Annotated in this window: 21 protein-coding genes and 1 tRNA gene; 15 read left to right on the plus strand and 7 right to left on the minus strand. The window is 72.3% G+C overall.

Annotated features, from left to right (window positions below):
- Positions 1–3: 3 nt before the first annotated feature.
- The 3 genes from RKD05_RS09550 to RKD05_RS09560 form a co-directional block, all read right to left on the minus strand.
- Positions 4–339, minus strand: coding sequence for a hypothetical protein (locus RKD05_RS09550; RefSeq protein WP_424709645.1), 336 nt, complete (start codon positions 337–339; stop codon positions 4–6).
- 111 nt (positions 340–450) lie between these two features.
- Complete coding sequence (locus RKD05_RS09555; RefSeq protein WP_424709647.1) at positions 451–1,380, minus strand: alpha/beta hydrolase; 930 nt, start codon at positions 1,378–1,380, stop codon at positions 451–453.
- Positions 1,377–2,378 (minus strand): LacI family DNA-binding transcriptional regulator, encoded by a 1,002-nt coding sequence (locus RKD05_RS09560; protein WP_424709649.1) that lies wholly within the window; start codon positions 2,376–2,378, stop codon positions 1,377–1,379. The genes RKD05_RS09555 and RKD05_RS09560 overlap by 4 nt, the downstream gene beginning before the upstream one ends.
- 133 nt (positions 2,379–2,511) lie before the next feature.
- Here RKD05_RS09560 and RKD05_RS09565 point away from each other — a divergent pair, with 133 nt between their 5' ends.
- The 6 genes from RKD05_RS09565 (at position 2,512) to RKD05_RS09590 (ending at position 11,265) form a co-directional block, all read left to right on the plus strand.
- The gene (locus RKD05_RS09565) at positions 2,512–3,879 is read left to right on the plus strand and encodes an ABC transporter substrate-binding protein (protein WP_424709651.1); all 1,368 of its coding nucleotides are present in this window, start codon (positions 2,512–2,514) and stop codon (positions 3,877–3,879) included.
- Complete coding sequence (locus RKD05_RS09570; RefSeq protein ID WP_424709653.1) at positions 3,876–4,823, plus strand: carbohydrate ABC transporter permease; 948 nt, start codon at positions 3,876–3,878, stop codon at positions 4,821–4,823. Before RKD05_RS09565 ends, RKD05_RS09570 begins: the two co-directional genes overlap by 4 nt.
- On the plus strand, positions 4,816–5,775 hold the full coding sequence (locus RKD05_RS09575; RefSeq protein ID WP_424709655.1) for a carbohydrate ABC transporter permease: 960 nt from the start codon (positions 4,816–4,818) through the stop codon (positions 5,773–5,775). The genes RKD05_RS09570 and RKD05_RS09575 overlap by 8 nt, the downstream gene beginning before the upstream one ends.
- Before the next feature lie 47 nt (positions 5,776–5,822).
- Entirely contained in the window at positions 5,823–6,896 is a 1,074-nt protein-coding gene (locus RKD05_RS09580) for a LacI family DNA-binding transcriptional regulator (protein WP_424709656.1), read from the plus strand.
- 152 nt (positions 6,897–7,048) lie between these two features.
- The gene (locus RKD05_RS09585; RefSeq protein WP_424709658.1) at positions 7,049–10,273 is read left to right on the plus strand and encodes a glycoside hydrolase family 3 C-terminal domain-containing protein; all 3,225 of its coding nucleotides are present in this window, start codon (positions 7,049–7,051) and stop codon (positions 10,271–10,273) included.
- Entirely contained in the window at positions 10,270–11,265 is a 996-nt protein-coding gene (locus RKD05_RS09590) for a hydroxyacid dehydrogenase (RefSeq protein WP_424709659.1), read from the plus strand. Before RKD05_RS09585 ends, RKD05_RS09590 begins: the two co-directional genes overlap by 4 nt.
- Positions 11,266–11,468: 203 nt before the next feature.
- On the opposite strand, the gene RKD05_RS09595 is transcribed toward RKD05_RS09590, so the two are convergent.
- Complete coding sequence (locus RKD05_RS09595; RefSeq protein WP_424709661.1) at positions 11,469–13,895, minus strand: hypothetical protein; 2,427 nt, start codon at positions 13,893–13,895, stop codon at positions 11,469–11,471.
- 245 nt (positions 13,896–14,140) lie between these two features.
- Here RKD05_RS09595 and RKD05_RS09600 point away from each other — a divergent pair, with 245 nt between their 5' ends.
- Complete coding sequence (locus tag RKD05_RS09600; RefSeq protein ID WP_424709662.1) at positions 14,141–14,371, plus strand: hypothetical protein; 231 nt, start codon at positions 14,141–14,143, stop codon at positions 14,369–14,371.
- A 1-nt stretch (position 14,372) separates the two neighbouring features.
- The gene (locus RKD05_RS09605) at positions 14,373–14,741 is read left to right on the plus strand and encodes a hypothetical protein (RefSeq protein WP_424709664.1); all 369 of its coding nucleotides are present in this window, start codon (positions 14,373–14,375) and stop codon (positions 14,739–14,741) included.
- A gap of 75 nt (positions 14,742–14,816) precedes the next feature.
- On the opposite strand, the gene RKD05_RS09610 is transcribed toward RKD05_RS09605, so the two are convergent.
- Positions 14,817–14,889 (minus strand) — tRNA-Arg (locus tag RKD05_RS09610).
- A gap of 146 nt (positions 14,890–15,035) precedes the next feature.
- Between RKD05_RS09610 and RKD05_RS09615 the strand changes: the two genes are divergently transcribed.
- Positions 15,036–16,532, plus strand: coding sequence for an L-serine ammonia-lyase, iron-sulfur-dependent, subunit alpha (locus RKD05_RS09615; protein WP_424709666.1), 1,497 nt, complete (start codon positions 15,036–15,038; stop codon positions 16,530–16,532).
- 108 nt (positions 16,533–16,640) lie between these two features.
- Here RKD05_RS09615 and RKD05_RS09620 read toward each other — a convergent pair whose 3' ends face one another.
- Positions 16,641–17,066: a MarR family winged helix-turn-helix transcriptional regulator gene (locus RKD05_RS09620; RefSeq protein ID WP_424709668.1), complete on the minus strand. Its 426-nt coding sequence runs from the start codon at positions 17,064–17,066 to the stop codon at positions 16,641–16,643.
- A gap of 312 nt (positions 17,067–17,378) precedes the next feature.
- On the opposite strand from RKD05_RS09620, the gene RKD05_RS09625 reads away from it, so the two are divergent.
- The 4 genes from RKD05_RS09625 to RKD05_RS09640 are packed head-to-tail and all read left to right on the plus strand — an operon-like array spanning position 17,379 to position 24,356.
- On the plus strand, positions 17,379–20,324 hold the full coding sequence (locus RKD05_RS09625) for an FtsX-like permease family protein (protein WP_424709670.1): 2,946 nt from the start codon (positions 17,379–17,381) through the stop codon (positions 20,322–20,324).
- Positions 20,321–22,816 (plus strand): hypothetical protein, encoded by a 2,496-nt coding sequence (locus RKD05_RS09630; RefSeq protein ID WP_424709672.1) that lies wholly within the window; start codon positions 20,321–20,323, stop codon positions 22,814–22,816. Before RKD05_RS09625 ends, RKD05_RS09630 begins: the two co-directional genes overlap by 4 nt.
- Entirely contained in the window at positions 22,816–23,679 is an 864-nt protein-coding gene (locus RKD05_RS09635; protein ID WP_424709673.1) for an ABC transporter ATP-binding protein, read from the plus strand. Before RKD05_RS09630 ends, RKD05_RS09635 begins: the two co-directional genes overlap by 1 nt.
- Positions 23,676–24,356, plus strand: coding sequence for an ABC transporter ATP-binding protein (locus tag RKD05_RS09640; protein WP_424709675.1), 681 nt, complete (start codon positions 23,676–23,678; stop codon positions 24,354–24,356). Before RKD05_RS09635 ends, RKD05_RS09640 begins: the two co-directional genes overlap by 4 nt.
- Positions 24,357–24,369: 13 nt before the next feature.
- Here the strand turns inward: RKD05_RS09640 and RKD05_RS09645 are convergent, their stop codons facing one another.
- Positions 24,370–24,990, minus strand: a complete 621-nt coding sequence (locus RKD05_RS09645; protein WP_424709676.1) for a histidine phosphatase family protein — start codon at positions 24,988–24,990, stop codon at positions 24,370–24,372.
- A 360-nt stretch (positions 24,991–25,350) separates the two neighbouring features.
- Between RKD05_RS09645 and RKD05_RS09650 the strand changes: the two genes are divergently transcribed.
- Positions 25,351–25,629 carry a helix-turn-helix domain-containing protein gene (locus RKD05_RS09650; protein WP_424709677.1) on the plus strand — a complete coding sequence of 93 codons (279 nt, stop codon included), beginning with the start codon at positions 25,351–25,353 and terminating at the stop codon, positions 25,627–25,629.
- Positions 25,622–26,974 (plus strand): type II toxin-antitoxin system HipA family toxin, encoded by a 1,353-nt coding sequence (locus RKD05_RS09655; RefSeq protein WP_424709679.1) that lies wholly within the window; start codon positions 25,622–25,624, stop codon positions 26,972–26,974. The genes RKD05_RS09650 and RKD05_RS09655 overlap by 8 nt, the downstream gene beginning before the upstream one ends.
- The last annotated feature ends 17 nt before the right edge of the window (positions 26,975–26,991 follow it).

Genomic DNA, 26,991 nt, shown 5'->3' on the forward strand with positions numbered 1-26,991 from the left:
GGCCTACCAGGACGCCGGCTGCGCGGCCACGGTGCGCGATCGTTCCTCGGCGGAGGCCCGCATCGCCCGCGTCTTCTCCCCCCGACGCGACAGGATCTCGGGAGGGGCGGTGCACACGGCCTCGTGACCCTCGCGGTGCGCCCGCCACAGCGCCCGCTTCGCGTCCTCGACGTCGGCGAAGACGCCGAGGGGCCGGGCCTCGTCGTCGAAGGCGGACCACGAGCCCCGTGCGCTTCGCGTGGCGTAGCCGAAGATGCGGCGCGAACAGCTGCCGAGCAGGAAATCGCCGTCGATGGACTTCCAGGTGATCTCTGACGTGGTGCGTGTGAAACCGAACATCGGGAGCCCCTTTGCCGACCCGTGGGAACGTGACCGAGAAGATACCGGGACGCGGCGGGGAGGGGGAGGGACCAAAGTCCCCTTCTGCGCGAATCGGCCGAAAGTCGCCGCTCAGGGCACCGGCGTCGACGACCTCGCTTCGGCGAGCACGCTCGCGATCGAGTCGAGCGTGCGCGCGACCTCGGGCAGGCTGGCGACGGGCGGAATGTTGAGGTGCCCGTGCGGCATCCCCGCGGCGACCTCCACGCGCACGGGAACGCCGGCGTCGCGGAGTTGCACCGCGAACAACTCGCCCGAGCCGCGCAGCTCGTCGATCTCGCTGAGCGCGAGGAGAGTGGGCGGGAAGCCCCGGGGATGCCGGCTTCCCGGCGCGGCATCCCCGGGAAGGTCGTCGATGCGCCCGACGTATCCGCGCATCACGTCGATGTTGTGCGCGAGGCCGAAGCGCAGGATGTCGGGCAGGTCGTCGACCCCGTCGATCTCGACGCCCGGGACGGGGAAGTGGAGGAGCGGGTACCCCAGCACCAGGGCGGCGGGCTGCGGAGCGCCCCGATCGACGAGTCGGGAGGCCGTCGCGGCGGCGAGGTTGCCGCCCGCGGAGCACCCGCCGAGGCTCAGACGTGCCGGATGGATGCCGAACTCCCGCGCCCGTTCGGAGAGCCAGGTCCACGCCGACTCGACGTCGTCGAGCGAGGCGGGGAACCGCGTGGCGGGGCCGGCGAGACGGTAGTCGACGCTCGCGACGACCGCGCCCGCCCGGGCGACGAGCTCGCGCGCCACGACGTCGGACTCCGCCATGTCGACGTCGCCGGCGGTGAAGCCGCCGCCGTGCACCCACAGCAGTCCCGGCGCATCGGTCGGGGCGTCGAGTGGACGGTAGACGCGGACGCGCACGGGTCCGAGCGGACCCGGGGCGGAGTGCTCGGACACGTCGACCGACCGCGGGACGTAGGCGGAGGTCAGCTCGGCGACGGCGACGGCGTAGTCGTCCCAGTCGAGCACGTCCCGCAGGGCGTGGGCCATGACGGCATCCAGGCTCATGAGCGGGGCCCCCGGGCGACGAGCTCCACGGGGAAGACCTGGCGCACGCGGGCGCGGCGGGGGTCCTTGCGCTCGGCGAGGAGGATGTCGGCACCCTGGTAGCCGATCGCCGTGAGCGGCGTCCGGATGGCCGGGATGCCGAGGGCCTCGGCCACGTCCGAGTCGTGACCTGCGATCACCAGCGCGCGTCGCCCGCCGTTGCCGTCGCCGTCCTCGGCCAGTCGCCGCCAGGCTCCCGCGGCGGTGCGGTCGTCGGGCAGGATGATCGCGTCGAAGCTCATCCCGCGCTCCCCGAGGAACTCCACCGCCGCGCGTCCGGCGGCGCTGTCGTGACCCAGCGCGTCGTGCTCCGCCAGCACCTCGGCCGGGTCGAACCCGGCCGCGCGGACCGCGTCCCGCGCGGCCGTGCGGCGCAGCTCGGCGCCGGTCCGGTCGTGCGGCGGGTGGACCAGGACGATTCGCCGACGCCCGCTGTCGAGGGCGTGCGCGACCGCGAGGGCGACCGCGGCCTCGTGGTCGGCGGCGACGGAGCTCAGTTCGGAGGTCGTGGGGGAACCGATCACGGCGACCGCCACACCGCGTTCCGCGGCCTGCACGGCGACGGGTTCGGCGCCGGCGGTCAGTTCGAGCAGGACGCTGCGGACGCCGGCCCGCTCGAGGGCGCGTACGGCATCGTCGAGTCCGGTGGGCTCGTCACTGGGGAAGGTCACGAGCGGGTGTGCGCCGCCGACGGCCAGCCGGCGACGGATGCCATCCAGGAGCGCCGCCCGGTGCGGTTCCGCGCCCGCGAGCACGATGCCGACGAGGTCGGGACCCGCGGGGGCGCGCCGCCCGCGTCCGGTCGGGCGCCACCCGAGCTCGTCGATCGCCGATCGGACGCGACGCAGCGTCGGCGGGGCCACGATTTCAGGTTTGTTCAAGACGTTGGAAACCGTCCCGATCGATACGCCTGCGACGCGGGCTACGTCGTGCATCGACGGAAAGTCCTGGTCTGTCATCGCTCGCCCTCCTTCCTTGGTGGCTGAGATCCATTATGTTCATCCTTGCACGAATTGAAATATTTCAACTAGCATCGCAGCGTCGCGATCCGAAGATCCGATCCAGCACTAGAGAGAGCTCGAGGTTTCAATGATGAATCTCCGTACCCGCGTCGGTCTCGGCGCGATCGTCGTGGGCGCGCTCGCCGTGTCCGCCACGGGGTGCGCCGGCGCACAGCAGCAGCCGACCATCGATCCCAGCGCCAGCGTCACCATCACCGTCGGTGACCTGCCCAGCACGAAGGCCGAGGCGGCTCGCAAGAACTTCCTCGACGCCGTCGACCAATTCGAGAAGGCGAACCCCAACATCACCGTCGAGCCCAGTGAGACGCGCTGGGACAACGGGTCGTTCTCCGCCCTCGTCGCCGGCGGCACCATGCCCACCGTGATGGGTGTTCCGTTCACCAATACGCAGCAGGTGATCGCCAACGGGCAGGTCGCCGACCTCACGGACGTCGTGAATCAGCTCGGCATCCTGGACCGGCTCAACCCCGACACGCTCAAGCCCGCGCAGGCCGACGGCAAGACCTATGGCATCCCGACCACGGTCGACACCGTCGCGCTGATGTACAACCGCGATCTCTTCAAGAAGGCCGGCCTCGACCCCGACAAGCCGCCGGCCACGTGGGACGAGGTCCGCACCGCGGCCAAGGCCATCACGAAGGCCACGGGCAACCCCGGCTACCTGCAGATCACGCAGGAAGGCCAGGCGGGCTGGATCTACACCGCGTCGGTGTACTCGCGCGGCGGCACGATCGAGAACGAGGCGGGTGACCAGGTCACGATCGACAACCCGGCGTCCGTCGAGGCGCTCCAGAGCCTGCGCGACATGTTCTCGACCGACAAGTCCATGGGATCCTCCGTGATCATGGACCTGAAGACCATCATGCAGGAGTTCGCCGCCGGGCGAGCGGGCATGTTCGTCGCCCCCGTGGCGTCGTACGAGTGGCTGAACAACGTCTACGACATGGACCTGTCCGTCATCGGCGCCTCGCACCTCCCGCAGGGCGACACGACCGGGGCGGGCACGCCGCTCCTCGGCACGGTGCAGATGACGAACCCGAAGTCGACGCCCGAGCAGCTGCTCGCGGCGGCGAAGTGGGTCGACTTCTACTACTTCGGCAAGTTCACCAGCAAGGACACGGCCACAGCGAACGCTCAGGCCCTGGTCAAGGACGGCGGCATCGTCGGTCTCCCGGGCCTGTCGCCCCTCAGCGCGGACGCCTACAAGCAATACCGCGAGTGGATCGCCGACGACATCAACGTCGACCCGTCGCACTTCACGAACTACGTCGACTCGCTCACGAAGATCCCGCTGATCCCCGAGCCCACCACCCGGGCTCAGGAGGTCTACGCCGACCTGGCGTCGACCGTGCAGGCGGTGCTGAGCGATCCCTCGGCGCCGATCGAGCCGCTCGTGAAGGATGCCGCTTCCCGCATCGAACGGATCATCTCGCAGTGACTCGAGTCCTCTCGGTACCGGTCGGGGTCCCCGCGCGCCAGGCGCGCGGGGGCCTCCTCCCGCGTGTGCAGCGCTGGGTGCGCGGCGGGGGGCTGTGGTCCATCGCCTTCGGCGCACCCCTCGTGCTCGTCTTCGCCTACTTCTCCTGGGGCCCGATCGTGCGCGGTCTCGTGCTGTCGTTCCAGAAGACGAACTTCCTCACCAGCAAGTGGGTGGGCCTGACGAACTTCGAGTACGTGCTGACCGATCCCGTGCTGCCCCGCGCGATCCTCAACACGGTGCTCTTCACCGCGATCGGCCTGCTCGTCGGTGCCCCGCTGCCGCTCGCGCTCGCCGTCGTCATGTCGGAGCTGCGCCGCTGGAAGGGTCTCTACAGCGCGCTCGCGTATCTCCCCGTGGTCATCCCCCCGGTCGTGGCGATCCTGTTGTGGAAGGTGCTCTACATGCCCGGCCCCAGCGGGCTGTTGAACTCGCTGCTCGGGACGGTGGGGCTCGGCCCGTTCGCGTGGTTGGACTCCGAGCAGCTCGTCATCCCGTCGATGGTGCTCACGGCGACGTGGGCGGGTGCCGGCACGTCGGTCATCATCTACCTCGCCGCACTCGGCGGCGTCCGTCCCGACCTCTACGAGGCGGCCGAACTCGACGGCGCGGGCGTCTGGAGGCGCGTGTGGCACGTGACGCTGCCGCAGATCCGCGGCGTCATCCTCGTCCTCATCCTCCTGCAGCTCATCGGGACCATGCAGGTGTTCAACGAACCGAAGCTCCTCACCGGCGGCGGCCCGAACAACGCCTCGATCTCGATCCTGATGCTCATCTACCAGTACGGGTTCGTGAACTCGAACTACGGAGCGGCGGCCGCGCTCAGCGTGATGCTCGCCGTGGTCCTGGCGATCGTGTCGATCGTCTACCAGTTCGCGACGCGCAGGCTCAACGACAATGACTGACACCTACACCCTCACGCAGCCTCCCGTGTCGCCGTCGTCGCGGCGGCGCCTCCGCCGACAGGAAGAGCCCGAAGAGGTCCCGCGCTCGGTCTCCTCCTGGGGCGACCGTCGCCGCCCCGTCGTGCGCTGGACGCTGCGGATCGTCCAGACGCTCGTCCTCATCGGCCTGATCGTGGCGGCGGTGCTTCCGCTGGTGTGGCTGGCCAAGGCATCCGTCTCCACGACGACCGAACTCGTGACCGACCCGCTGACGCTGATCCCCTCGGTCTTCGACTGGTCGAACTACGCCGCGGTCTGGAACGACCTCGGGATCTGGCGCTACCTGCTGAACACGCTCCTCATGGCGCTCGGCAGCGCGGCCGTCACCCTGTTCGTCTGCGTGACCGGCGCCTACACGCTGTCGATCCTCCGCCCGCGGTGGGGCAACGTCGTCTACTGGGCGGTCCTCGCGACGCTGTTCATCCCCGGGATCGTCTCGCTCGTGCCGCTCTACCTGACGGTGCTCGACCTCCCGGGCCTCGGGATCAGCCTCCTCAACACGCTGTGGGCGGTCTGGCTCCCGGCCGGGGCGAGCGCCTTCTCGCTCGTGCTCGCCAAGCGCTTCTTCGACTCCATCCCGCGCGAACTCATCGAGGCCGCGCGCATCGACGGCGCCGGTCCCGTGCGGGTGCTGTGGTCGCTGGTCATCCCGCTGTCGCGCCCGATCCTGTCGGTACTGGCGCTGCTCAGCGCCGTCGCGGCGTACAAGGAGTACCTGTGGCCGCTGCTCGTCCTGCAGGACCCGGGGGTGCAGCCGATCTCGGTCGCCCTGCCCCGCATCGAGCCCGCGCTGGAGTACTCGGTCATGATGGCGGCGCTGTTCCTGTCGATGGTCGTCCCGATCGGGCTGTTCCTGATCTTCCAGCGGCAGTTCCTGCGGTCGGTCGGTCTCGCCAACGGCATCAAGGGCTGACGGAGACGGCCCTGAGCTATCTTCGGAGGTATGGAGCGCGAGACTCGATGAGTGCGCCGGACGACACGGGTGTCCGCCGGGCGAATCTCCGCGAGGTCGCGGCACTGGCCGGGGTGTCGGTGTCGACGGCATCCCGCGTGCTGTCGGGGACGTACCCGATCGCCGAGGCGACCCGCGGGCGCGTGGTCGCCGCGATGCGCGAGCTCGGATACTCCGAGGCACGGGCCCGTCGGCGCGAGGCGACACGGACCATCGGCGTCATCGTCCCGGACGTGCGCTCGTCGCTGGTCTCGGGGGTGCTGGGCGGTATCGACGCCGCGGCGGTCGAGCACGGGCGCATCAGCATGATCTTCCCGACCGAGGGGGACGTGGATCGCGAACGCGACATCGTCCGCCTCGTCGCCCGTCAACGGGAATTGGATGCCGTGGTGTTCGTCGGCGGCGTCTACGCTTCGGCCGACTACGCCGACCGGCTGGGCGACTACGCGACGATGCTCGAGGAGATCGACGCGCGTCTGGTGATGTGCGCGCGCCCGGGCCCGATGCCGGCGGAGCGCGCGCTCGCGGCGGGCTACGACAACTCCGGCGGGGCGTTCGCGATCACCAGTCACCTGCTCTCGCGCGGTCATACGCGCGTGGCGTGGGTCGGCGGCATCGAGGAGTACTCCACGACCGAGGGGCGCATCGCCGGTATGCGCGCCGCGCTCGCCGCCCACGGGTTGGATCCGGCCGCCGTCTACACCGACCCGTCGCCGCGGCGGTCGCGTCGCAGCCCCGCGCCCGATCAGGCGTACGCCCACACCGTGACGCTGCTCCGCGAGCACCCCGACGTGACCGCGATCGTGGCCAACAGCGACTTCCACGCCCTCGATGTGGTGCGTGCGCTGACGGATGCCGGGTTGTCGGTGCCCGAGGACATGTCGGTCGTCGGCTACGACGACGACCGCGTCGCGCAGCGCCTGCACCCGCCGCTGACCACGGTGCACCTGCCGGTGTTCGACCTCGGGTGGGAGGCCGCGCGCCTCGCCGTCGAGAAGCCGCTCCCCGGCCACGCCGGCTCGGTCGTCGAGCTCGGTACGCACGTCGTCGTGCGCGATTCGGTGGCCGCCCCGCGCCGCTGACACCCCCTCACTCGGACACGAGCCCCGCCGTCCCGGCGGGGCTCGTTGCCGTTTCGTGGCCTGTCCGCGCTTGCGTTCGCAACTTGTTTCTGTAATGTTGCTACGCGAGAGCAGCATTGTTGCTGTCTCGCCGGCTGCCGAAGGAGTCCTCGATGATGCGACGACGCGCTTTCTCCACGCTCGGAATGACCGAGGCCTCCCTCGTCAAGGTGGTCGCGGTCGCGATGGAGTCCGGCTGGACCGGCGTCGAGGTCGGCTCCGCCGAGGACCGAGCCGTGAACGTCCACCTCTCCGCCGCGCAGCGCGCGGACGCCCGCGCCGTCCTCGCCGAGGTCGATCGGGTGTGCCTCGCCACCTACGTCAACGTCGCCGACTCCGCCGCGACGGATGCCGACGTGCTCGCGCGCGTGCGCGCGGAGGCCGCCCTCGCGCGCGACCTCGGCTTCCCCGCGATCCGCGTGTTCCCGGGCGGCGAGGACGATGCCGTGCTGGTGCGCCGGCTGCGCGCGGCGACCAGCGTCGCGCGCGAGGCCGGGGTGGACGTCTGGCTCGAGACCCACGACTCGCACCCGACCGGCCTCGCCGTGGCGCGGGTCCTCGACGCCGTCGACGACGAGCACGTCGGCGCGATCTGGGACATCGCGCACCCGTGGGTCGCGGGGGAGCCTGTCTCCACGACCGTCGCGCTCCTCGCGCCGTGGCTGCGGCACGTCCAGGTGAAGGACGTCGTCGGGCGCGGCGACGGACGGCCCGTGCTGCCCGGGCAGGGTGGCATCCCGCTCCACGAGATCCTGCTGCAACTCGACGCCCGCGGATACGACGGCTATCTGAGTCTCGAGTGGGAGCGGCGGTGGCATCCCGAGCTGCCGCCCCTGCGCGATGCCCTCGCGGCGGCGACCTCGTGGCTCGACGCCCATCCCGTGCCCGAGCGGATGCCGGTCGTCGGTGTCGAGGGAGCGCTCGCCGCCCTGACGCTCGACGAGAAGATCGCGCTCGTCACGGGCCGCGACTTCTGGTCCACCGCCGCGGTGCCGCGGATCGGCCTGCGGCCGCTCGTCCTGTCCGACGGGCCCGTCGGGGTGCGCGGCCCGACGATGGACGAGCGCCAGCCGTCGGTCGTGTTCCCGTCCGCGGGCGCCCTCGCGGCGACGTGGGATCCCGCGCTCGCCCGCGACGCCGGGAGCGCCCTCGCGGACGAGGCGGTGCGCCACGGTGTCGACGTCGTGCTCGGCCCCACCGTCAACCTGCACCGCAGCCCGCTCGGCGGCCGCACGTTCGAGTCGTTCTCCGAGGACCCGGTGCTGTCGGGCGAGATCGCGGCCGGTTATGTCCGGGGGCTGCAGGACGGCGGGGTGGTCGCCTGCCCCAAGCACTACGTCCTGGGGGACTCCGAGACCGAGCGCATGACCGTCTCCGTGGATGCCGATGAGCGCACGCTCCACGAGCTCTACCTGGAGCCATTCCGCGTCGCTCTGGAGGCGGGCGCGGGAGCGATCATGAGCGCGTACAACGCCGTCGACGGGGTCACGATGAGCGAGAACCGACTGCTCGACGACCCGCTCGTGACGGCCTGGGGCTTCGACGGCGTGGTCGTCTCCGACTGGTCGGCGGTGCGGTCGGTGGCCGCCGCCGCGGCGGGGCAGCACCTCGAGATGCCGGGGCCGCGCGGCGCGTGGGGCGACGCGCTGCGCGCCGCGGTCGAGGCGGGAGATGTGCCCGAAGCGCTCATCGACGAGAAGGTGCGGCGCATCTTGCGTCTCGCCGAGCGCACCGGTGCGCTCGGGGGCGGACTCCGGCCGCGGCTCTCGCCGCTGGATCCCGGCATCCTGGCCCGCACCGTGCTGACCCGCGGCGCCGTGCTGCTGCAGAACGACGGCATCCTTCCCCTCGCCGTGACTCCCGACGCACCGCTGCGCGTGGCCCTTCTCGGGCCGGGCGCGACGCGTCCGCGGGTGCAGGGCGGCGGGAGCTCCGAGGTGTTCCCGGTGCGCGTGTCGACACCGGCCGAGGCGCTCGCGGGGGAGGCGGGCATCCATCTCACCGTCGTCGACGGGACCGTGCCCGATCGGGTGGAACCGTTCGAGGCGGGCGAGCTGCGTGCTCCCGACGGGACCGCCGGGGCCGTGCGCGCGCGACTGTTCGACGGCGACGGCGCGGTGCTGTCGGACGAACGACGGTCGACGGCGCGCGTCATCTGGCTGGGCGATCTGCCCGACGCCGCGCGAGCGCTGGAGATCGAGTTCGACGTCGTCCCGTCGCGTTCGGGGAGGCTGCGTCTGGGGATCGACGTCCCGGCCGCGGGCACGCTCTCGATCGACGGCGTGCCCGTGGACGCTGCGGACGGCGGAGCACGCGTCGAGGGGGCGCACATCGCGCACGCCGATCCGCTCGCCGCTGTGGTCGACGCCGTCGCGGGGCAGGCCATCCGCGTCCGCGTCTCGGCGGAGGCGCCGGAGGATCTGCCGCTGCGCATCCTCGATGTCCGCCTCGGCCGCGCGTACGAGGGTGATTCCGCGTCCGCGCTCCAGGCGGCGATGGCCGCGGCGCGGGATGCCGACGTCGCGATCGTGTGCGTGGGCACCCCCGCCGGGGGAGAGTCCGAGGGGCACGACCGCACCGACCTGAAGCTGCCGCCCGAGCAGGACGCGCTCGTCGCCGCGACCCTCTCGGTGAACCCCCGCACGATCGTCGTCGTGGCCGCGGGCGCGCCGGTCGAGACGCCGTGGCGTCACGACGCGGCGGCGGTGCTGCTGACGTGGTTCGGCGGACAGGAGCTCGGCACCGCGCTCGCGGACGTCCTCCTCGGTCGCGAGGAGCCCGGCGGTCGCCTCCCCACCACGTGGCCCGCGCGCCTCGAGGACGCTCCGGTTTCGGACGTGGTCCCGCGCGGTGGCATCCTGAGCTACCGGGAGGGCCTGAACATCGGGTACCGCGCGTGGGCGACCGCGGACGCGGCCCCCGCCTACCCGTTCGGGCACGGACTCGGCTACACGGCGTGGGCGCTCGGCGCCGTGCGCGTGGAGGAGGTCCGCGGCCGTCTCTTCCTCGTGGCGGACCTGACCAACACCGGGCGCCGACGCGGCCGGCACGTGCTCCAGGCGTACCTGTCCCGCGGCGAATCCGACGTGCAGCGCCCGCCGCTGTGGCTCGCGGCGTTCGCCACGGTCGAGGCGGACGCGGGGGTCCGCAGCACGGTCCGCATCGAGATCCCGCCGCGCGCGTTCGCGCACTGGTCCTCGGATGCCGGATGGATGACGGAACCCGGGGAGTTCACGGTGTCGCTCGGCTTCTCGGCCGAGGACCTGCGCTGGACCGGACGCGTGCAGCCCACCGTGCGCACCGCGCTCGGCAGCGTCGTGACGGGGGCCGGCGCGTGAGCCGGCGCCCTCGGGTCCTGCTGTCGATGTGGGAGAACGTCGTCCCGGAGGTGTTCCCGCCGCGCCTCCAGGCCGCGCTCCATCGCACCGTCGACCTGCTCGACGAGCGGCCCCTGCACTCCCTCGACGACCCGGTCGCCGAGCACCTGTCCGACGCCGAGCTGCTCATCACGAGCTGGGGTGCCGTCCACGTCGACGAGGCCCTGCTCGCGCGGGCGCCCCGGCTGCGCGGGGTGTTCCACGCGGCAGGCTCCGTGAAGAGCGTCATGGGGGAGGCCGCGTGGCGCGCGGGGCTCGACGTGACCTCGGCCGTGCGGATCGGAGCGGCGCCGGTCATCGACTACACGGTCGCGATGGTGATGCTGAGCGCTCACCGCGCGCTGCCGCTCGCCCAGGAGTACCGCGTCGCCGGGTTCCCCGCCGTGCGGGGCCGCCGTGGGCGCTTCGGTCTGCGGATCGGCGTCGTGGGCGCGTCCGCGATCGGCCGTGGCGTGATCCAGCGGCTCGTCGCCGACGGCTGGGACGTCGCCGTGTACGACCCGGTCGTCGATCCCGCGCTGGTGCAGGCGCTCGGGGCGCGGCAGCTCGAGCTCGACGAGCTCTGCGCGCACAGCGACATCCTCACGCTCCACGCGCCGAGCCTCCCCGCCACGCGCGGCATGATCGACGCGCGGCGCCTCGCGCTGCTGCCCGACGGAGCGACGCTCATCAACACCGCGCGCGGTGCCCTCGTCGACCACGACGCTCTCCGCGCCGAGTGTCTCAGCGGACGCCTGGATGCCGTCCTCGACGTGACCGAACCCGAGCCGCTGGAGCCGGGAGACGTGCTGCTCAGCCTCCCGAACGTCGTGTGCACACCGCACGCCGCGGGCGTGCAGGGCAGCGAGATCGGCGAGATGGGGGCGTTCATCCTCGAGGAGGTGCAGCGCTACCGCGCTGGCCAGCCCCTCACCGGGGCGGTCGATCCGGGGCTGCTGCCGACGCTGGCCTGAGTCGGGGCTTCCGAGCGGCTGGGGCCCCTCACCGATAAACGCGATCGACGCCAGGAAACGGCGTGCCAACGTGTTTCCCGCCGTGGATCGCGTTTATCGCGGAGATAGAGGGGGGACTCGGCTCCCGGCATCCGTCCCGCACACGGAGGAACTCCCGCCCGCGCACCCCCGGTTCGGCGCGGGCGGGAGTTCCGGTCCGTGGGTCAGGGGAGCGGGACGACGACCTCGTGCCGGTCGGCCGGCGTCAGCGTGACGGTGACCTTGCCGTCGCCGCCCACCGTGAGGTGACGGACCGTTCCATCGACCTCGACATCGATCGCGCCGGGCGTGAGCTGCCCGAGCACGAGGTCGGCCCCCGGCAGGTCGTCCGGCAGGACCCCGACGAGCGCGATCCGGAGGTCGCCCGTCTCGACCGTCAGGCGGAGGTTCCGACGCCCGCCCTGCACGGCGACGCTGACTCCCGCGACGACGGCGGAAGCGGCATCCACGACGGTCGCGACGCTGGGGTCCGCCGAGGTGGAGGCGCGGCGGACGACGAGCGCGCGGGCGTCCGCCTGGGCTCCCGGAACCGTGAGGGTGCCGCGGCCGTCGGTGGTCGACGCGACGGCGACCGTGTCGATCCGCCCGGGGCGGGTGAGGTCGGCGCTCAGCTGACCGGTCGCGGTGGCCGAGGCGAGTGTGGCCGCGTCGGCCGCGGACCGCTGCGGGACGAGCGCCGCGGCGAAGTGGGCGGCGGTGGTGGACGGGACCGTCGACCGCCACGTCGTCCCGAGCACGGCCAGCGTGTCGGCCGCGTGCGAGAACGTGGCGCCGCTGTCGGGCGACGACTGCAGGTACCTCGCCGTCACCGTGCTCGAGCCGATCGTCTGTGCGATGTCCGACCCGCCGGTGACGTCGGTGACCGTGCCCTTGCTGTGGAACAGCGAGTGGATGTCCTTCGCGGTTCCGGCCGTCACGTCGTCGAGCACGATCGCGGCCTGGCGATCGAGGAACGCGATCGTCCGGCGCGCGCGGGTGATCCCGGACGTGCTCGGCGAGGCGTACAGCCCGGAGACGTCGGCCACGATGATTGTGTCGGCCCCGAGACTGCTCACCGCGGGGATCGACGCGCGGTCGCGCATGTCGGTGTACGGCTGTGTGAATCCGCTCGACTTTTCACCGGCCTGCCCGACGTCGGCGCCCGCGACGATCGCGTTCGTCTGCTTCGTCAGGTACGCACCGTACGGTGCGTACGCGCCGAAGACGGCCCCGCCGAAGGACATGCTGAAGTGCCCGCCGTCGGGGTGGTCGTGGCCGACGTTGATGTACGTGGCGTTGGGGCCGAGCCGGTCGCGCCACTGGTTCAGGCGCCGACCGCCCATGACCCCGGCCTTCACGTGGAGCGAGACGTCGGTGCTCGCCCATCCGGACCGGGATGCCACGATCCCGAGGTCGCTGTAGAGGCGTGTGGTCGGGCGGTCGTCGAGGCCCGTGGCGGCGAGCGAGTCGTCGAACCACAGCAGGTTCCAGGCGTTGTAGAAGAAGGAGGTCGCCCCCGCGCTGCCGGACGTGTAGAGCCGGTGCAGGAAGTCCTGCAGTTCCCCGTCGCCGTACTTGCCGGCGATCCGCCACAGGAACGGGTTGAAGTAGTACTGGCTGCCGTCGGTGTCGCCGTACCAGAACTGCGCCGGGAAGCCCGGCAGGGACATGTCGACCTTGAACGAGCCCATGCCCGGGAGCTCCGGCTCGGCCCACAGATCGCCCCCGCCGATGCCGTCGAGGACGTCGACGGCGCGGATGATGTGCTCGTTGCCGTAGACCGCGTAGGTGATGCTCTCGTGCTGCGACCCGTCGGGCGAGATCCAGTTCAGCACGTGGCGCAGCTGGGAGCGCGCGAACTCGAGGCGGTAGTCGTCGCTCTCGCCGGAGTCCGCCGCGCCGTCGCCGTGGATCGCGGCGGCGGCCGCCGTGATTCCGTCGACGCGGAAGTGGCGGTGGTTGGGCTGCGGGTCGTTCTTCCAGTAGGCATCCGTCGCGACCGAGGTGTTGCCGAACTGGCCGATCAGACGATCGGCCTGCAGCGCGAGCTTGTCGCGGATCGTGGCGCGCTCGGCCGGCGAGAACAGGTCATAGCACCAGTCGTAGGCGACGGAGACGCCGATGAGGCCGGCGGCGTTGCCCATCGAGCCGCCGTTCTCGCCGCCCCATTGGGGGCGGGTGGCCGGGTCGCAGACGTAGAGCGTCCAGTTGCGGAGCTTCGTCGAGTACGTGGAGTTGCCGGTGATGAGGTACGCCATCGCCAGCTCGGGGAGGGCCCAGTACACGGACTGCCACTGATTGTCGTCGCCGTTGCCGGTGATCGTCGGCAGGGCGGCGCGGCCGTTGGCGTAGCTGAGGAGGGTGCTGACGAACGGGGCGTAGGCGGGCGCGGCGGCCCGGCGCGCCAACTCGGTGAGGGACACCCGCGTGCCCAGGATCAGGCGCGGATGCACGCCCGCCAGGGCCGGGTCGATGAGCCCGGTGGCGGCGGGAACGGTGCCCACGGCGGGACGGGTGAGGCCCCCGCCGAGCGCGGCGCCGGCGGCAGCGGCGCCGACGAGCGACCCGAGCAGCATGGAGCGCCGCGAGAAGGCACGACGGGGAAGGGGCATGGACGGCTCTGTCACATCAAGTCCTTAGTCGCAGAAACAATAGGGATTTGTTGCGCAAACTAGCGCGAACACGCCGCGCGGGTCAAGGGTGCATCCGAGGTGCGCGGGAGACCCGGGGAGCGGGAGGGCGATGGGGAATGTGGCCCATCGTCGTGACGGCGAGAGCGCATTAGCGTCGCGAACACACTGAGGTGGGGGCCCTCGGACGACCGTTTCGGTGCCCGCCTCCCCGCGAAAGGATCGCCATGAACTCGCCCGTCCCCGGTTACCTGCTCACGGCAGTGGGAGGTCTCCTCGTCGTCATCGGCCTGATCTGGGGTGCTGTCGTCGGGTTCTATCCCCGCGACCTCCCGCTGCTCCTGGGTCTCCTCGTCGTCGGCGGAATCCTCGCGTACATCGGGCAGCGACAGACCACAGCTTTCAAGCGAGCCGAGGCCGAGCGCCGGATCGCTGAGCGCAACGCGGGGCGCGACTGACGTGGCTGCGATCGACGAGAAAATCGCGGCGATCCAGTTCGAGACCACGACGGCGCGCGCTGTCGACGAAGTCGCTCGGATCGTCGACGACGCAGCCGAGTTCGCCAGCGCCGGCGGGGAGAAGCTCACGCTGAGCAGGTCGGGTTCCGACCGCATCGACGGTGTCGCGAAGAACTGGATCCGCGTGACCCACGCCGAGTTCTCCGTCTGGGTCACGCCCGTCGCCGAGGGGGGAACGCTCGTCCGGTTCCGCATCGACAATGTGCTGCGCACGCGGGACACGATCTACTTCATCCCGGTGTCCCCGTGGCAGGCTCCGGCGTACCCGACTCTGAGGGCCTTCAGCGAGCACCTGCGCGCGCATCTCTGACGTCACCGCGACAGACATAAAGCCCCGGCCGGAGTTTCCTCACGGCCGGGGCTTTATCACTGTCTCAACACAGTGTGCGCCCGAAGGGACTCGAACCCCTAACCTTCTGATCCGTAGTCAGATGCTCTATCCATTGAGCTACGGGCGCAGGGCCTCCGCGCGAAACGGCGCGCAGGCCGTGGTCCAGCATAGACGGGATCGGTGCAGAGGTCTAATCGGCGCCGACGGCAGGGCATCCCGGGCGTGGCGCGCGAGTGTCCGGGCGGTGACGCGGGCGCGACGTACGCTGGACGCATGAGCGCCTATGTCTCGGCGTTCGAGCTGTTCTCCATCGGTGTAGGACCCTCGAGCTCCCACACGGTCGGCCCCATGAGGGCCGCCGCAGAATTCGCCGCACGCCTGCGTTCCACCCGAGCGCTCGAGCACGTGGCATCCGTCTCGTGCGCCCTGTACGGGTCGCTCGGCGCGACCGGGATCGGGCACGGCACCCCGGATGCCGTGGTCGCGGGCCTCCAGGGGCTCGAACCCGAGACGGTGGATCCGGATGCCGTGCGCCGGGCGTGGTCGGACTGGCCCGACGGGCAGACGCTCGCGCTCGCCGGGAGCCATGGCATCCCGTTCTCGAGAGACGACATCGTGCTGGCGCCGCGCACGCGCCTGCCGGGGCATCCGAACGCGATGACGCTCGCCGCGCGGGCAGCGGACGGCACGGTCCTCGCGGAGGAGACGTACTACTCCGTCGGCGGCGGGTTCATCCGGCGCGAGGGCGAGCCGCCGCGGGTCGCCGCCGCGCCCGTGCCGTTCCCCTACACCGACGCCGCGACGCTCCTCGCGCTGTGCGACGAGCACGGCATCACGATCGCCGAGGCCGCCCGCCGCAACGAGGAGGCGCTCCGGTCCGACGAGGAGATCGCCGAGGGCCTGGATCGGATCTGGGATGCCATGGCCTCCTGCGTCAACGCCGGACTGAGCCACGACGGGGTGCTGCCCGGCATCCTGAAGGTGAAGCGGCGCGCGTCGGTCATCCGCGCGCAGCTCGAGGAGATCGAAGCCGAGGGGCACCGTGAGCTCCCGGGGGAGTGGCTCGGGGCGTTCGCGCTCGCCGTGAACGAGGAGAACGCCGCGGGCGGTCGCGTCGTCACCGCTCCGACGAACGGTGCGGCCGGCATCCTTCCCGCCGTCGCGATGTACTGGTGGCGGTTCCTCGCCGACTCGGGACTCGGCGTCGGCAACGCCGTCACGCCGCACGGCGAGCTGGTCGGCAGCGCGCTGCTCGGCTTCCACGGCCACGCCGCGACACCCGCGGAAGCCGCCGGCTGGGACGACGCCCAAGTCGCCGAGGCGAACCGGCGCCGTGGCATCCGTCGCTTCCTCCTGACGGCCGCGGCCCTCGGGTCGCTGTTCAAGAACAACGCCTCGATCTCCGGAGCGGAGGGCGGATGCCAAGCCGAGGTAGGTTCCGCGTGCGCCATGGCCGCGGGCGGGCTGACGGCCGTCATGGGCGGAACGAACCGGCAGATCGAGAACGCTGCCGAGATCGCGATGGAGCACCACCTCGGCCTCACGTGTGACCCGGTCGGCGGGCTCGTGCAGATCCCGTGCATCGAGCGGAACGCGATCGCCGCCTCGACCGCCGTGACCGCCGCCCGCCTCGCGCTGCGCGGCGACGGCACCCACTACGTCTCGCTCGACACCGTGGTGGAGACGATGCGGCAGACCGGCATCGACATGTCGACGAAGTACAAGGAGACGAGCGAGGGCGGCCTCGCGGTGAACGTCATCGAGTGCTGAGGTGCGGCAGCTGCCGTTCTTCTGGGGATTCAGTGTCCAAGACACGCGGATGCGACTCACGCCGAACCGCGTGTTGTGGACACCCAACCCGGGAAAAGCCCGGGCGCGTCAGCCGCGGAGCTTCGCCGTCAGCGCCTCGAGCTGTGCGAGCTCGGCGTCGTCGAGGCGCGCCATGCGGTCGGCGATCGACGTCGCGTGGGCGGCGGCGAGGCGACGGAACGCCACCGCGCCGGCCTCGGTCGCGGTGACGAGCGAGCCGCGGCCGTCCTCGGGGTCGGAGCACTTCGTCAGCAGACCCTTCGCGACCATGCGGTCGACCAGGCGCGAGACGCTCGGCTGACTGATCAGCATGTTCGCCGTGACATCGCGCAGGCGCGCTGTCATGCCGCGGCGGCGGGTCACGGTCAGGAGCACGTCGTACTCGGCCTGCGAGAGCTCGGAGCACTCGAAGTCGGTGCGCAGATCCTCGAAGACCTCGTGCTGCGCACGGAACAGGCTCTCCCAGGCCTGGACGGCGAGACGACGATCGGTCATGCACTCAGGGTAGGGCGTCCCGACCCGGCGGGGGCGGCGCCACGTCCATGTCCGTGAATACAGGAAGGGCCGGTCGAAGCGGCATCCGACCGGCCCTCTGCACCAGAGTGTCCTGCAATCACATGTGATAACCGCCACAGCAAAACGGTTACCGTGCGACGACTCTATAACGGTGAGGTAACGGAAGGGAAGAGGTTTCCGTGACCTTTTCGTGATGCGCGTCGGGAGGCCACCGGTGCGTTCGGAAACTGTAGGAAGGACGGATGCCGAGGGCGGGGTAGGGTCGCGACAACGACCGCCGATGGGGGCTTCGTGCGTTTTCCTCTCTCCGCTCCGCGTGCGGCTCCGCGTGCCGCTTTCGGCGTCGCGGTGGCGATCGTGGTCGCCCTCGCGACCGCGCTGACGCTGGCGATGCCGGCGCTCGCCGCGGGCGCGGCCGATGCGGGGGCGCGGAGCCTGATCGCCGCGCGCTCCGGGCAGGACACCGGCTTCGACCTTTCGCTGCCCCGCGCCGCCGACCCGCGGAGTCAGGATGCCGCGGTCCGTCAGGTCATCGAGCAGACGTTCCCGGCGCGCGCCTCCGTCGACCTCGCGGTCACCGAGACGGCCGGACTCGTGGATGCCGCTGACCGCCGGGCGTATCTCGCCGCGGACCTCGGCGGCGCCGACGAGCTTCCGCTCGTCGCGGGGCGATGGCCGGTCGGCGCGGGGGAGGCCGCGGTCCCGGCGTCCCTGGCCGAGCAGTGGGGCGTCGCCGTGGGCGACACGATCGACCTCGGGACGCGGTCCGTCACCGTCGTCGGCGTGTGGCGCGCGTCCACCGCCGCCGCCGACCGCTGGTTCGGGGTGCGCGACGAGTTCGCACGCAGCGGCGGCTCGGGGCTGATCCTCGTGGCGCCGGAGACGCTCGCCGCCGTCGCCGACGCGCAGGGAGCCGACCGGCGCCTGCACTGGACGCTGCATCCCCGCCCCGACGGCCTGGATCTCGCGACGCTCGGCGCCGCGGTGCGCGCCGCTCAGGAGCTTCCGGATGCCGTGGCCTCGGCGGGCGTGTCCACGGACGATGTCGTCACCACCGGGCGTCTCCTTCCGACCGCGCAGATCGCGGCGGCGCGCGCCGCCGTCCTCGATGCCACCGAACCCGTCGCGCTCGCGTCGGCGCTGCTCACGGCCTTGGCCGTGATCGTCCTGTTCGCGATCCTCGTCGTCGGTGCGACGGCGGCGGAACGACGCCTGCGCTGGGCGCGGGGCGCCCCGGCGCTCCGCATCGTCGCCGGGGAGGCGGTGCGGTGGCTCGCGCCGGGCGTGATCGGGGCCGCGGTCGGCGTCGCGGCGGTGCTCGCCCTCTCACCGGAGCCGCTGCCGCTCATCGCGCCGGCGGGGATCATCCTGTTGGCGGGCGGTCTCGCTCCGGGGCTGTTCGTGGCTCTCCTCGCCGCCGCCGATGTCCGCGCGCTGCAGAGCGTGGGTCGGCCCGGCGTCGCATCTCGCCCGTGGGCGGTCGGGGTCGTGGCATCCGTCTTCGTCGTCTTCGCCGGATTCTCCGCCGTCCGCCTGCTCTCTCCCGCGCCTGCCTCGGGCTCCAGCCGCGGGACCGCGCCCGATCCGATCGCCGTCGTTGCGCCGGCCGCGGTGCTGCTCGCGCTCGTCGGGATCCTCGTGGTCGTGCCGGTGATCGCGTCGCGCCGTGGCTGGGAGAGGCTCGCGCGGCGCGGCGGCGTGGGGCGGATGCTCTGGGCGACGCGCACCGCCCGGCAGCCGCTGGCGGCGCTCGCCGCCGCGATCCTCGTCGGTGCGGCGGTGGGGCAGCTCGGCATCGCGGCGGCGTACCAGAGCACCTGGGAGCACGCCTACGGGTCCGCGCTCGCCGCGCAGGAGGGGACGGCGTACCGCGTCACGACCGACGCCCCGGACCTCACGTCCGACACCCTCGCCCGGCTCGCGGCGGCCCCCGCCATCGAGGGCGTCGCCCCCGTCTGGAACGAGAACACGTCGATCGCCGCCCGCCCCGCGACGGTGACGCTGGCCGCGCCCGCGGCGGTCGCCGCGCTCGGCGATCCCGCGCTCGAGCAGATCGGACGACTCGTGGATGCCGCCCAGGGCGACGCTCCCGGGCCGCTCCTCCCCGAGGGAGCCCGGGGCGTGCGGATTGCGCTGGAGGCGCGCGGCACGACCGCGTCCGCCGCCGCGCTGGTGCTCGAGGATGCCTGGGCCCGGACGGTGGCGGTGGAGCCGGACCCCCACGGAGGGTTCTCCGTGCCGGCGGTCTCGGCCGCGGTCGGCGGGGCCTGGCGGCTGGTCGCCGTGGAGGTGACGCTCCGCGGAACAGGGGATGCCGGCGGGCAGGTCACGATCGCCTCGGTGTCCGTCGACGGCGCCCCCGTCGCCCTCGGCTCGCTCGTCCTCCCGGTCGATGTCAGCGGCGATGCGCTCGCGCTGCAGGCCGATCCGGGACCGCCGGTGGCGACGGTGGACGCCGCGACCACGCGCGTGCGCTTCGTCCCCCAGGGATCCCCGCCACCGGCCGTCGTGTCGCAGAGCTTCGCGGAGTCCGCCGGCGTCGCCGAGGGCGACACCCTTCCGCTCGCCCTGACGCCCGACGGTCGGTCGTCCGCGGTTCGCATCGCCGCGGTGGTCCCCGCGATCCCCGGCGCCCCGTTGGATTCGGCCGTGTTCCTCGACGCGACGGTCGTCGTGGCGAGCCGACTGACGGTGAGCGCGGACCTCCCCGCGACCGACGACGCGTGGCTCGCCCCGGCTCCGGGGGCGACCACCGACGAGCTCGCCGCCGTGCTCCCGGACGGGGCGCGGCTCGGCGGGACCGCGGCCGACGACGGACGCGGCGTCCTCTCGACGGCCGTCGTGATGCTGTGGTGCGGTGCGGCCGGGATGGCGGTGCTCGCGCTTGCCGGGCTCGCGGCCGCCGCCGTGGCCGCGCGACGCTCGCGCCGGACCGAGGCCGCCTCCCTGCGCGCGGCGGGACTGGATGCCACGGCCCGCCGCCGTCTCCGGGTCGGTGAAGCGACGGCGAGTGTCGCGGGCGGTCTCGTCGTCGGCGCGTTCGCCGCCGCCCTCACCGCAGCGACGCTGCTGCCGGCGATGGTCACGAGTGCGCTCCCGAAGCCGGTGGCGATCACCGTGAGCGTCGACCCGTGGGTCGCCGTCGTTCTCGGTGCTGGCTTCGTCGCCGCGGCCGCGGGCGTCACCCTCGCCGTCGCGGTCCGCCGCGGCACCGCGCCCGGGGAGGCCGGGCAATGAGGCTGGGTCGGCGGCTCCTCCGCCCGCACCTCGTCGCGTGGAGCCTCGTGTGCCTCGCGGTCGCGGTGGTCGTGGCATCCCTCGTCCTCGTCCCGCGCTACCTCGACGGCGTCGCCGACCGGCGTCTCGACCTGGCGCTGGCGGAGGGCTCGGAAGCCGCGACGGTGGTGTGGAGCTCGGACCTCGACGCGGAGTTCCTGGACGCCGGGTCCGTCGACGACATCGCCTCCGCGCTCGGCGACTACCCGGGTCGCGTCGACGAGCCGCTCCGGTCGGCTCTCGGTCAACCGAGGTGGATCCTCGCTTTTCCCGACGTGACCGCCGCCGCGGCCGACGGGCGATTCGTCCGGCTGCGCTTCGGCTCCGCGCCGGTGCTGCAGGCATCGTGGACCGTCGTCCAGGGCGTCGCGCCGGCCGCGTGGTCGGGTCAGGGGCCGGTCGAGATCGCGCTCGAACGCGATGTGGCGGACCGGCTCGGGGCCGTCCCCGGCAGCACCTTCGCGGGGACCGAGGTGACCGCGAAGGTTACGGCGATCGTGGACTCCGACCGGGCGCTTCCCGCGACCCAGGGGGTGTTCGCTCGACCCACGTCGGAGCGCGTGAACGCCACCGACGACCTGCTCACCGGCGGCGCCTACGTCGACCCGGCATCCGTCCCGGCGCTCGCCGGAGCCCTCGCTCGCGTCCAGCTGGTCGCCTCGTTCCCCGTGGAAGGCGGGTCCGTCACGGCCGTCGACGAGTCCGCTCTCGCGCGTGCCGCCGACAAGGCATCGGCGCAGGGAGCCACTCTCCCGAACGGGTATCCGGTCACGGTCTCGACCCGGCTCTCGGCCCTGCTGCACGACCTCGAAGCGCAGCAGCGCGCGCTCGAGACCCTCACCGCGGTGCTGGTCTCGGCCCCGTGGGGTGCCGCCGTCCTCGTGAGCGCGGTCGCGGTCACCACGGCCGAGCGCCGGCGCCGATCCGAGCGCGTCCTGCTGTCGGCGCGCGGGTCGGGCCGGGCGCGGACGGCGGGGACCGCGGGCGGGCAGATGCTCCTCGCCTCCGTTCCGGGTGCGGCGGTGGGGTGGGCGCTGGCGCTCGTCCTCACCCCGGATGCCACTCCCTCGGGGTTCCTCGTCGCGCTCGGGGCCGCCACGGGGGCAGCCGCGCTCGCCGCCGGCGTCGCCGTGCTCGGCGTGGAACCGCGCACCGTCCCGCCGATCGTGCGGATCGCCGCGGAGGGGATGCTCGTCGCGCTCGCCGCGGCGGCGGTCGCTCTCACGGTCACGCGGGGTCTGCCGGAGTCGGGAACCGACACGCTGCTGGCGGCGACGCCCCTGCTGATCGCGCTCGCCGCGAGCGTCGTACTCGCCCGCGTGATCGGGCTCGTCCTCGCCCCCGGGGCGCGTCGCGCGTGGCGAGGGAACCGGATCGGCGTCTCCCTCGCGATCTCGCGCCTCGCGCGCGGCGGCGCACGAGTGCTCTCGATCACCGGCGTCGTCATCGCCGTGGCCACGCTGACTTCGGCCGTCGGTCTGCTCCAGGTCGCGGACGCGGGCATCGCGGAGGCGTCCGAGCGGACGATCGGCGCCGATGTGCGCGCGTGCGGTGGCACCGGAGGTGCCCTCCCGGCGGGAGCGGCCGCGTCCGTGTCGCTGCGCACGCTGTCCGGCATCCCCGTGACCGATGACGGGCGGCTGCGCGCCGTGACGGTGCTCGCGGCGGACACGGACGACCTCCGCCGCGTACAGCCGACGATCCCTGCGCCGTCGGGGGCGGGGGACGGGGCTCCGGTGATCCTGTCCGCCTCGGCCGCGGAGGTGCTGGCCGGCGCCCTCGAGGTGGGTGGGCGCCCGGTGGCTTCCGCGGCCGTCGCCCCCGACGACGCCCTGCCGACCGCCGATCCGGCGTGGGTGCTCGTCGACGCCGTGGTCGCCGACGCCCTCGACGCGCCGGCCGACTCCGTGTGCGACCTGATCCGCGTGCAGCCCGGCGTCGACATCGCCGGCTTCGCCGCCGACCTGCGCGCCGCCCGGCCGGATGCCTACATCGTCGACGTCGCGAGCGAGGCCGCCCTCCGCGCCGCTCTCCCCACGGCATCCGCTCTGTCGCACGTGCTCGTAGGCGCGTCCGCGGTGGCGGTGCTGGCCGCGCTCGCGCTGGCGGTCTTCGACGTGCTCGCCGCGGGTGCCGAACGGCGACGCACGGCCGCCGTGCTGTCGATGATCGGTGTGACGCGGGCGCGCGGACTCGTGCTCGCCGAGTCGGTTCCGCTGGCCGCGGCGGCCGCGCTGCTCGGCGGGGGCGTCGGGTGGGCGGCGATCGTCGTGATCGCGGGGGCGGGCGGCCTCGGGGAACGGCTCGGGATCGCGGCGGAGATCCCGCCGCTCGTGGTGCTCACGACGGTGGGTACGGCGGCGGCCGTGGCCGCCGTCGTGGTGGGGGTGTCTGTGGGGGTCGCGGCGATCGCCGCGCGACACGGTCGCCGACGCAGAGAGGGGCAGGACTGATGGAGCACACGGCACCGGAGATCGAATGCATCGACCTGGTCCGCATCTACCGCGGGGCGGGGGTGGAGGTGCAGGCGCTGCAGGGACTGAACCTGCGGGTGGAGCGCGGGGAGCTCACCGCGATCGTCGGTGCGTCCGGCTCCGGCAAGTCGACGCTGCTCGCGATCCTCTCGGCCCTCGACGTCGCGAGCGCCGGCACCGCGCGCGTCGCGGGTCACGATCTGCTGGCGATGTCCGCACGGCAGCGCGCGGAGTACCGCCGGACGACGGCGGGCTTCGTGTGGCAGCAGACGGGCCGCAACTTCCTTCCGCACCTCACGATCGCGGAGAACCTCGACCTGACGCTGTCGGTCGGGCGCGTGCCGCGCTCCCGACGCGCGGCGCGGGCGGCGGAGGTGCTCGACCTGCTCGGCGTCACCGCCGTGGCGGACCGGCGGCCGGGGCAGGTGACCGGCAGCGAGCGGCAGCGCGCCGCCATCGCCCTGGGACTGGCGAATGGATGCCGCGTGCTCTTCGCCGACGAGCCGACCGGCGAGCTGGATGACGCGAACTCCGCGCAGGTGCTGGAGGCGCTGCGCGAGGTGAACGAGCAGTCGGGGGTGACGGTGCTCATCGTCACGCACGACGCCGGTGTCGCCGACCACGTGCGCCGGACGGTCGGCATCCGGGACGGGCGGACGGCGGTCGAGGTCTGGCGCGGGGGCGAGGTCGGCGACCATGCGCGCGAATACGCGGTGCTCGACCGCGCGGGTCGGCTGCAGCTGCCGCGGGAGCACATCGACCGCCTCGGCATGCGGGACCGGGTCCGCCTGCAACTCGAGAGCGATCACGTCCGGGTCGAGCCGGCGGAGGAGGAGAGATGAGCGACGAGACGATTCGGCTGACGGGGCTCACCCGGACCTTCGGCGTCGGCGCCGCGCGGACGACGGCGCTCGTCGACGCGGACGTCACAGCGAGGGCGGGCGAATTCGTCGTGCTCCGCGGACCGTCGGGCTCGGGCAAGACCACTCTGCTGCGGCTCGCCGCGGGCCTCGACGATCCCGACGCGGGGGAGGCGTGGGTCGGCGGCCGTCGGGTGACGGGCGCGCCCGAGAGCGAGGTGGCGGAGCTGCGGCGCACGACCCTGGGCTACGTCGATCAGGAGTTCCCGCTCGTGGGGTTCCTGACGGCGGCCGAGAACGTCGAGCTGCCCCTGCGCGCTCGCGGAGCGGCGGCGCGCGAACGGCGCTTCCGGGTCGCCGAGATGCTCGAGGCCGTGGGCCTGTCGGACCACGCGGGTCAGCGTCCGGACGAACTCTCCGGCGGTCAGCAGCAGCGCGTCGCCGTCGCGCGGGCGCTCGTGCACCGTCCGCGCGTGCTCCTCGCGGACGAACCCACCGCGCAGCTGGACAGCGTGACCGCGGCATCCATCGTCGCCCTGATCCGCGAACGCGCGCGGCGCGACGGGATGACGGCGCTCGTCGCGACGCACGATCCGACCGTGGCCGACGCCGCGGACCGGGTCGTCGCGATCCACGACGGCCGGCTCGCCGGGGCCTGATCGCGGCGCCGGCTCAGCGTCCGCGCACGTGGTTCCACTGCGTGATGACCTCGGAGCCGTGCTCGAAGCCCAGCTCGCTGACGGCCGAGGTGCCGAGCACGAAGTAGCGTCCGCCGCCGGCGGTGAGGCCCAGCCAGACGCCCGCGAGCGCCCGCAGGAAGTGCGCGTGCGAGAACAGCAGCACCTGCTCGCCGGCGCGGACGCGCGGACGCAGTTCGTCGAGGAGCGACTCCGCGCGGGCGGTGACCTGTTCGACGGTCTCGCCGGGCGTCGCGCCCGCGGGGGCGCCGGCCTGCCAGATCGTCCACGGACGACCCAGCTGCGCGTCGATCTCGGGAGTCGTGAGCCCCTCGTACGCGCCGTAGTCCCACTCGACCAGGCGCGGCTCGATCTCAGCTCGCGGGTATCCGGCGCGAGCGGCGGTCTCGACCGCCCGCTGCAGCGGGCTCGTGAGCACCAGGTCCCAGTGCCGTGTCGCCAGGAGCGTGCCGGCGAGCTCGGCCTTGTACGCACCGGTCTCGGTGAGCGGGATGTCGGTGAGTCCGGTGTGCCGGCCCGTGCGGCTCCATTCGGTCTCGCCGTGGCGCACGAGCACGAGGCGCCCGTCGGGGTCGGTCAGATCCTCATCTTTCACTCACCCATCCTCCCTCGCGGGAGGGGATCAGCGGCCGGAGACGGACGAAGGGCCGGTCGAGGAGTGTCGACCGGCCCTTTTCCCTGCACCAGAGTGTCCTGCAATCACATGTCCGGTAGCTGCCACAGCAAAACAACTACCGTGCGAGCACTCTATAACGGTGAGATAACGGAGCGGAAGAGGCGCCGTTATCTTTTCGTGATTTCATAGCGTCCTCATCAGTTCGGTCGCAGGCGTGGCATGGGAGGCTGCGTGAGCCTGGACCGCCGAAGGGCGTTGCCGTGCGGGGGTACTACGTTTTCCGCATAGCGCGGGGATATAACGAAAACGTAGTAGAGTTCGCCGTATTACAGAAAGGTAATGGCGATGACGCTCTCCCGCATCAGCGACCCCACGATCTTGGGTATCGTCCTGCGCGCTGCGCGCGAGCGGTCCGGCCTGACCCAGACTCAGCTGGCCGAACGGCTGGAGACGAGCCAGCGCTACATCTCGGAAATGGAGTCGGGCAAGCGGGTCACCGCGATCGTGCGGCTGCTGGAGACCGTGGACGAGCTCGGTGCGACCCTCTACATCGACATTCCCGAGCGTGGCACCACGCTCGACCTCGATGCGAGCGCTTCGGGGCGCGACGATGGCTGATCTCAACGTCGAGCTCTATGGCGAGCTCATCGGCACGCTGGACGAGGCTGGCTCCTTCCACGCCGCCCCCGCCGCCGTCGCGAAGCACGGCCTCGGAAGCACGATCCTCTCCCGTGCGATCCCTCTGGGCGTCCCGCGATCGCGTTCGCGCGCCACCGAGCGGAACTTCTTCGCAGAGCTGCTGCCGGAGGGGGACCTGCGCGATGAGCTCGCCGCCCTCGCAGGGCTCTCTCCGGACGATGTGATCGGCATGCTGCGTGTCTACGGCCGGGATGTCGCCGGCGCGGTGCAGATCTGGGATCCCACCCTCCCAGGAGAGCCCAAGACGCCGGCGGTCGAGTCCGTCGATGAGATGGAGATCGAGCGGATGCTCGCCGACGTGAGTACGGCGCCGCTGGGCAACGTGCCACGACGAGGGAAGTCGTCTCTGGCCGGCGTGCAGAACAAGATCGTCCTGGTGCGCACCGAGAACGGCTGGGGGCGCGCGCTGGACGGATACCCCAGTACGCACATCATCAAGCCGATCGTGCGGAAACGCCCGACGGTGATCTTCGACGAGGAGTACGGTTCACGGTTCGCCCGGCAGATGGGCCTCGCTGATTTTGAAACCTCCTTGACCACCTTCGGAGACACCTCCGCCCTGGTCATCGAGCGCTACGACCGCGATCCGCGGGCGCCCACCGGTCGCATTCACCAGGAGGACTTCAACCAGATCCTCGGCTTGTCGGGCCGACAAAAGTACGAGAGGTATCGAGGCGCACCCCTCCGGGACGTCGCGAAGGACCTCAGCCGTGGCGACCGGACACGGCTGATGAGGATGGTCGTGCTGTCGGTGGCCGTCGGCAACCTCGACATGCACCTGAAGAACATCTCCCTCATTCACCTTCCTGACGGCACCTCCCGTCTCGCGCCGATGTATGACGTGGTGCCCCAAGCGTTCCACCTCGACCTCGATGGGGAGATGGCGTTGGCAGTGGGCGGGGAGTTCTCGCATCGCTTGCTGACGAGCGCCCCACCTCGTGAGCGAGTTCGCCTCCTGGGGCGTGCGCAGCCCCGTGCGGACCATCACCGACGCGCTCGAGGAGATTCGCGCCATCGCTGCTGCGGAGCGGCCCTCTCCCGCCGCCCACCCCGGCCTCCAGCATCTGGTGACGGGCTACACGGAGAATCTGCTCGCCGGCCGCGCCGCCGGAGACGCCGGCGACGGAACCTTCGATCCGAGTGTCACGGCATCGGGTGGTCCCGGCGGGTGGCGCTGGGACAATCCCGTACATCGAGACGCGTGACCTCGATCGACGACTCGCGTCGACGCCCCCGGCATCCGTTACCCTGGCGTGCGCCGTGATTCGGTCCGAGAGCCGA

Source organism: Microbacterium sp. SLBN-111 (assembly GCF_049739645.1).
Classification (GTDB): domain Bacteria; phylum Actinomycetota; class Actinomycetes; order Actinomycetales; family Microbacteriaceae; genus Microbacterium.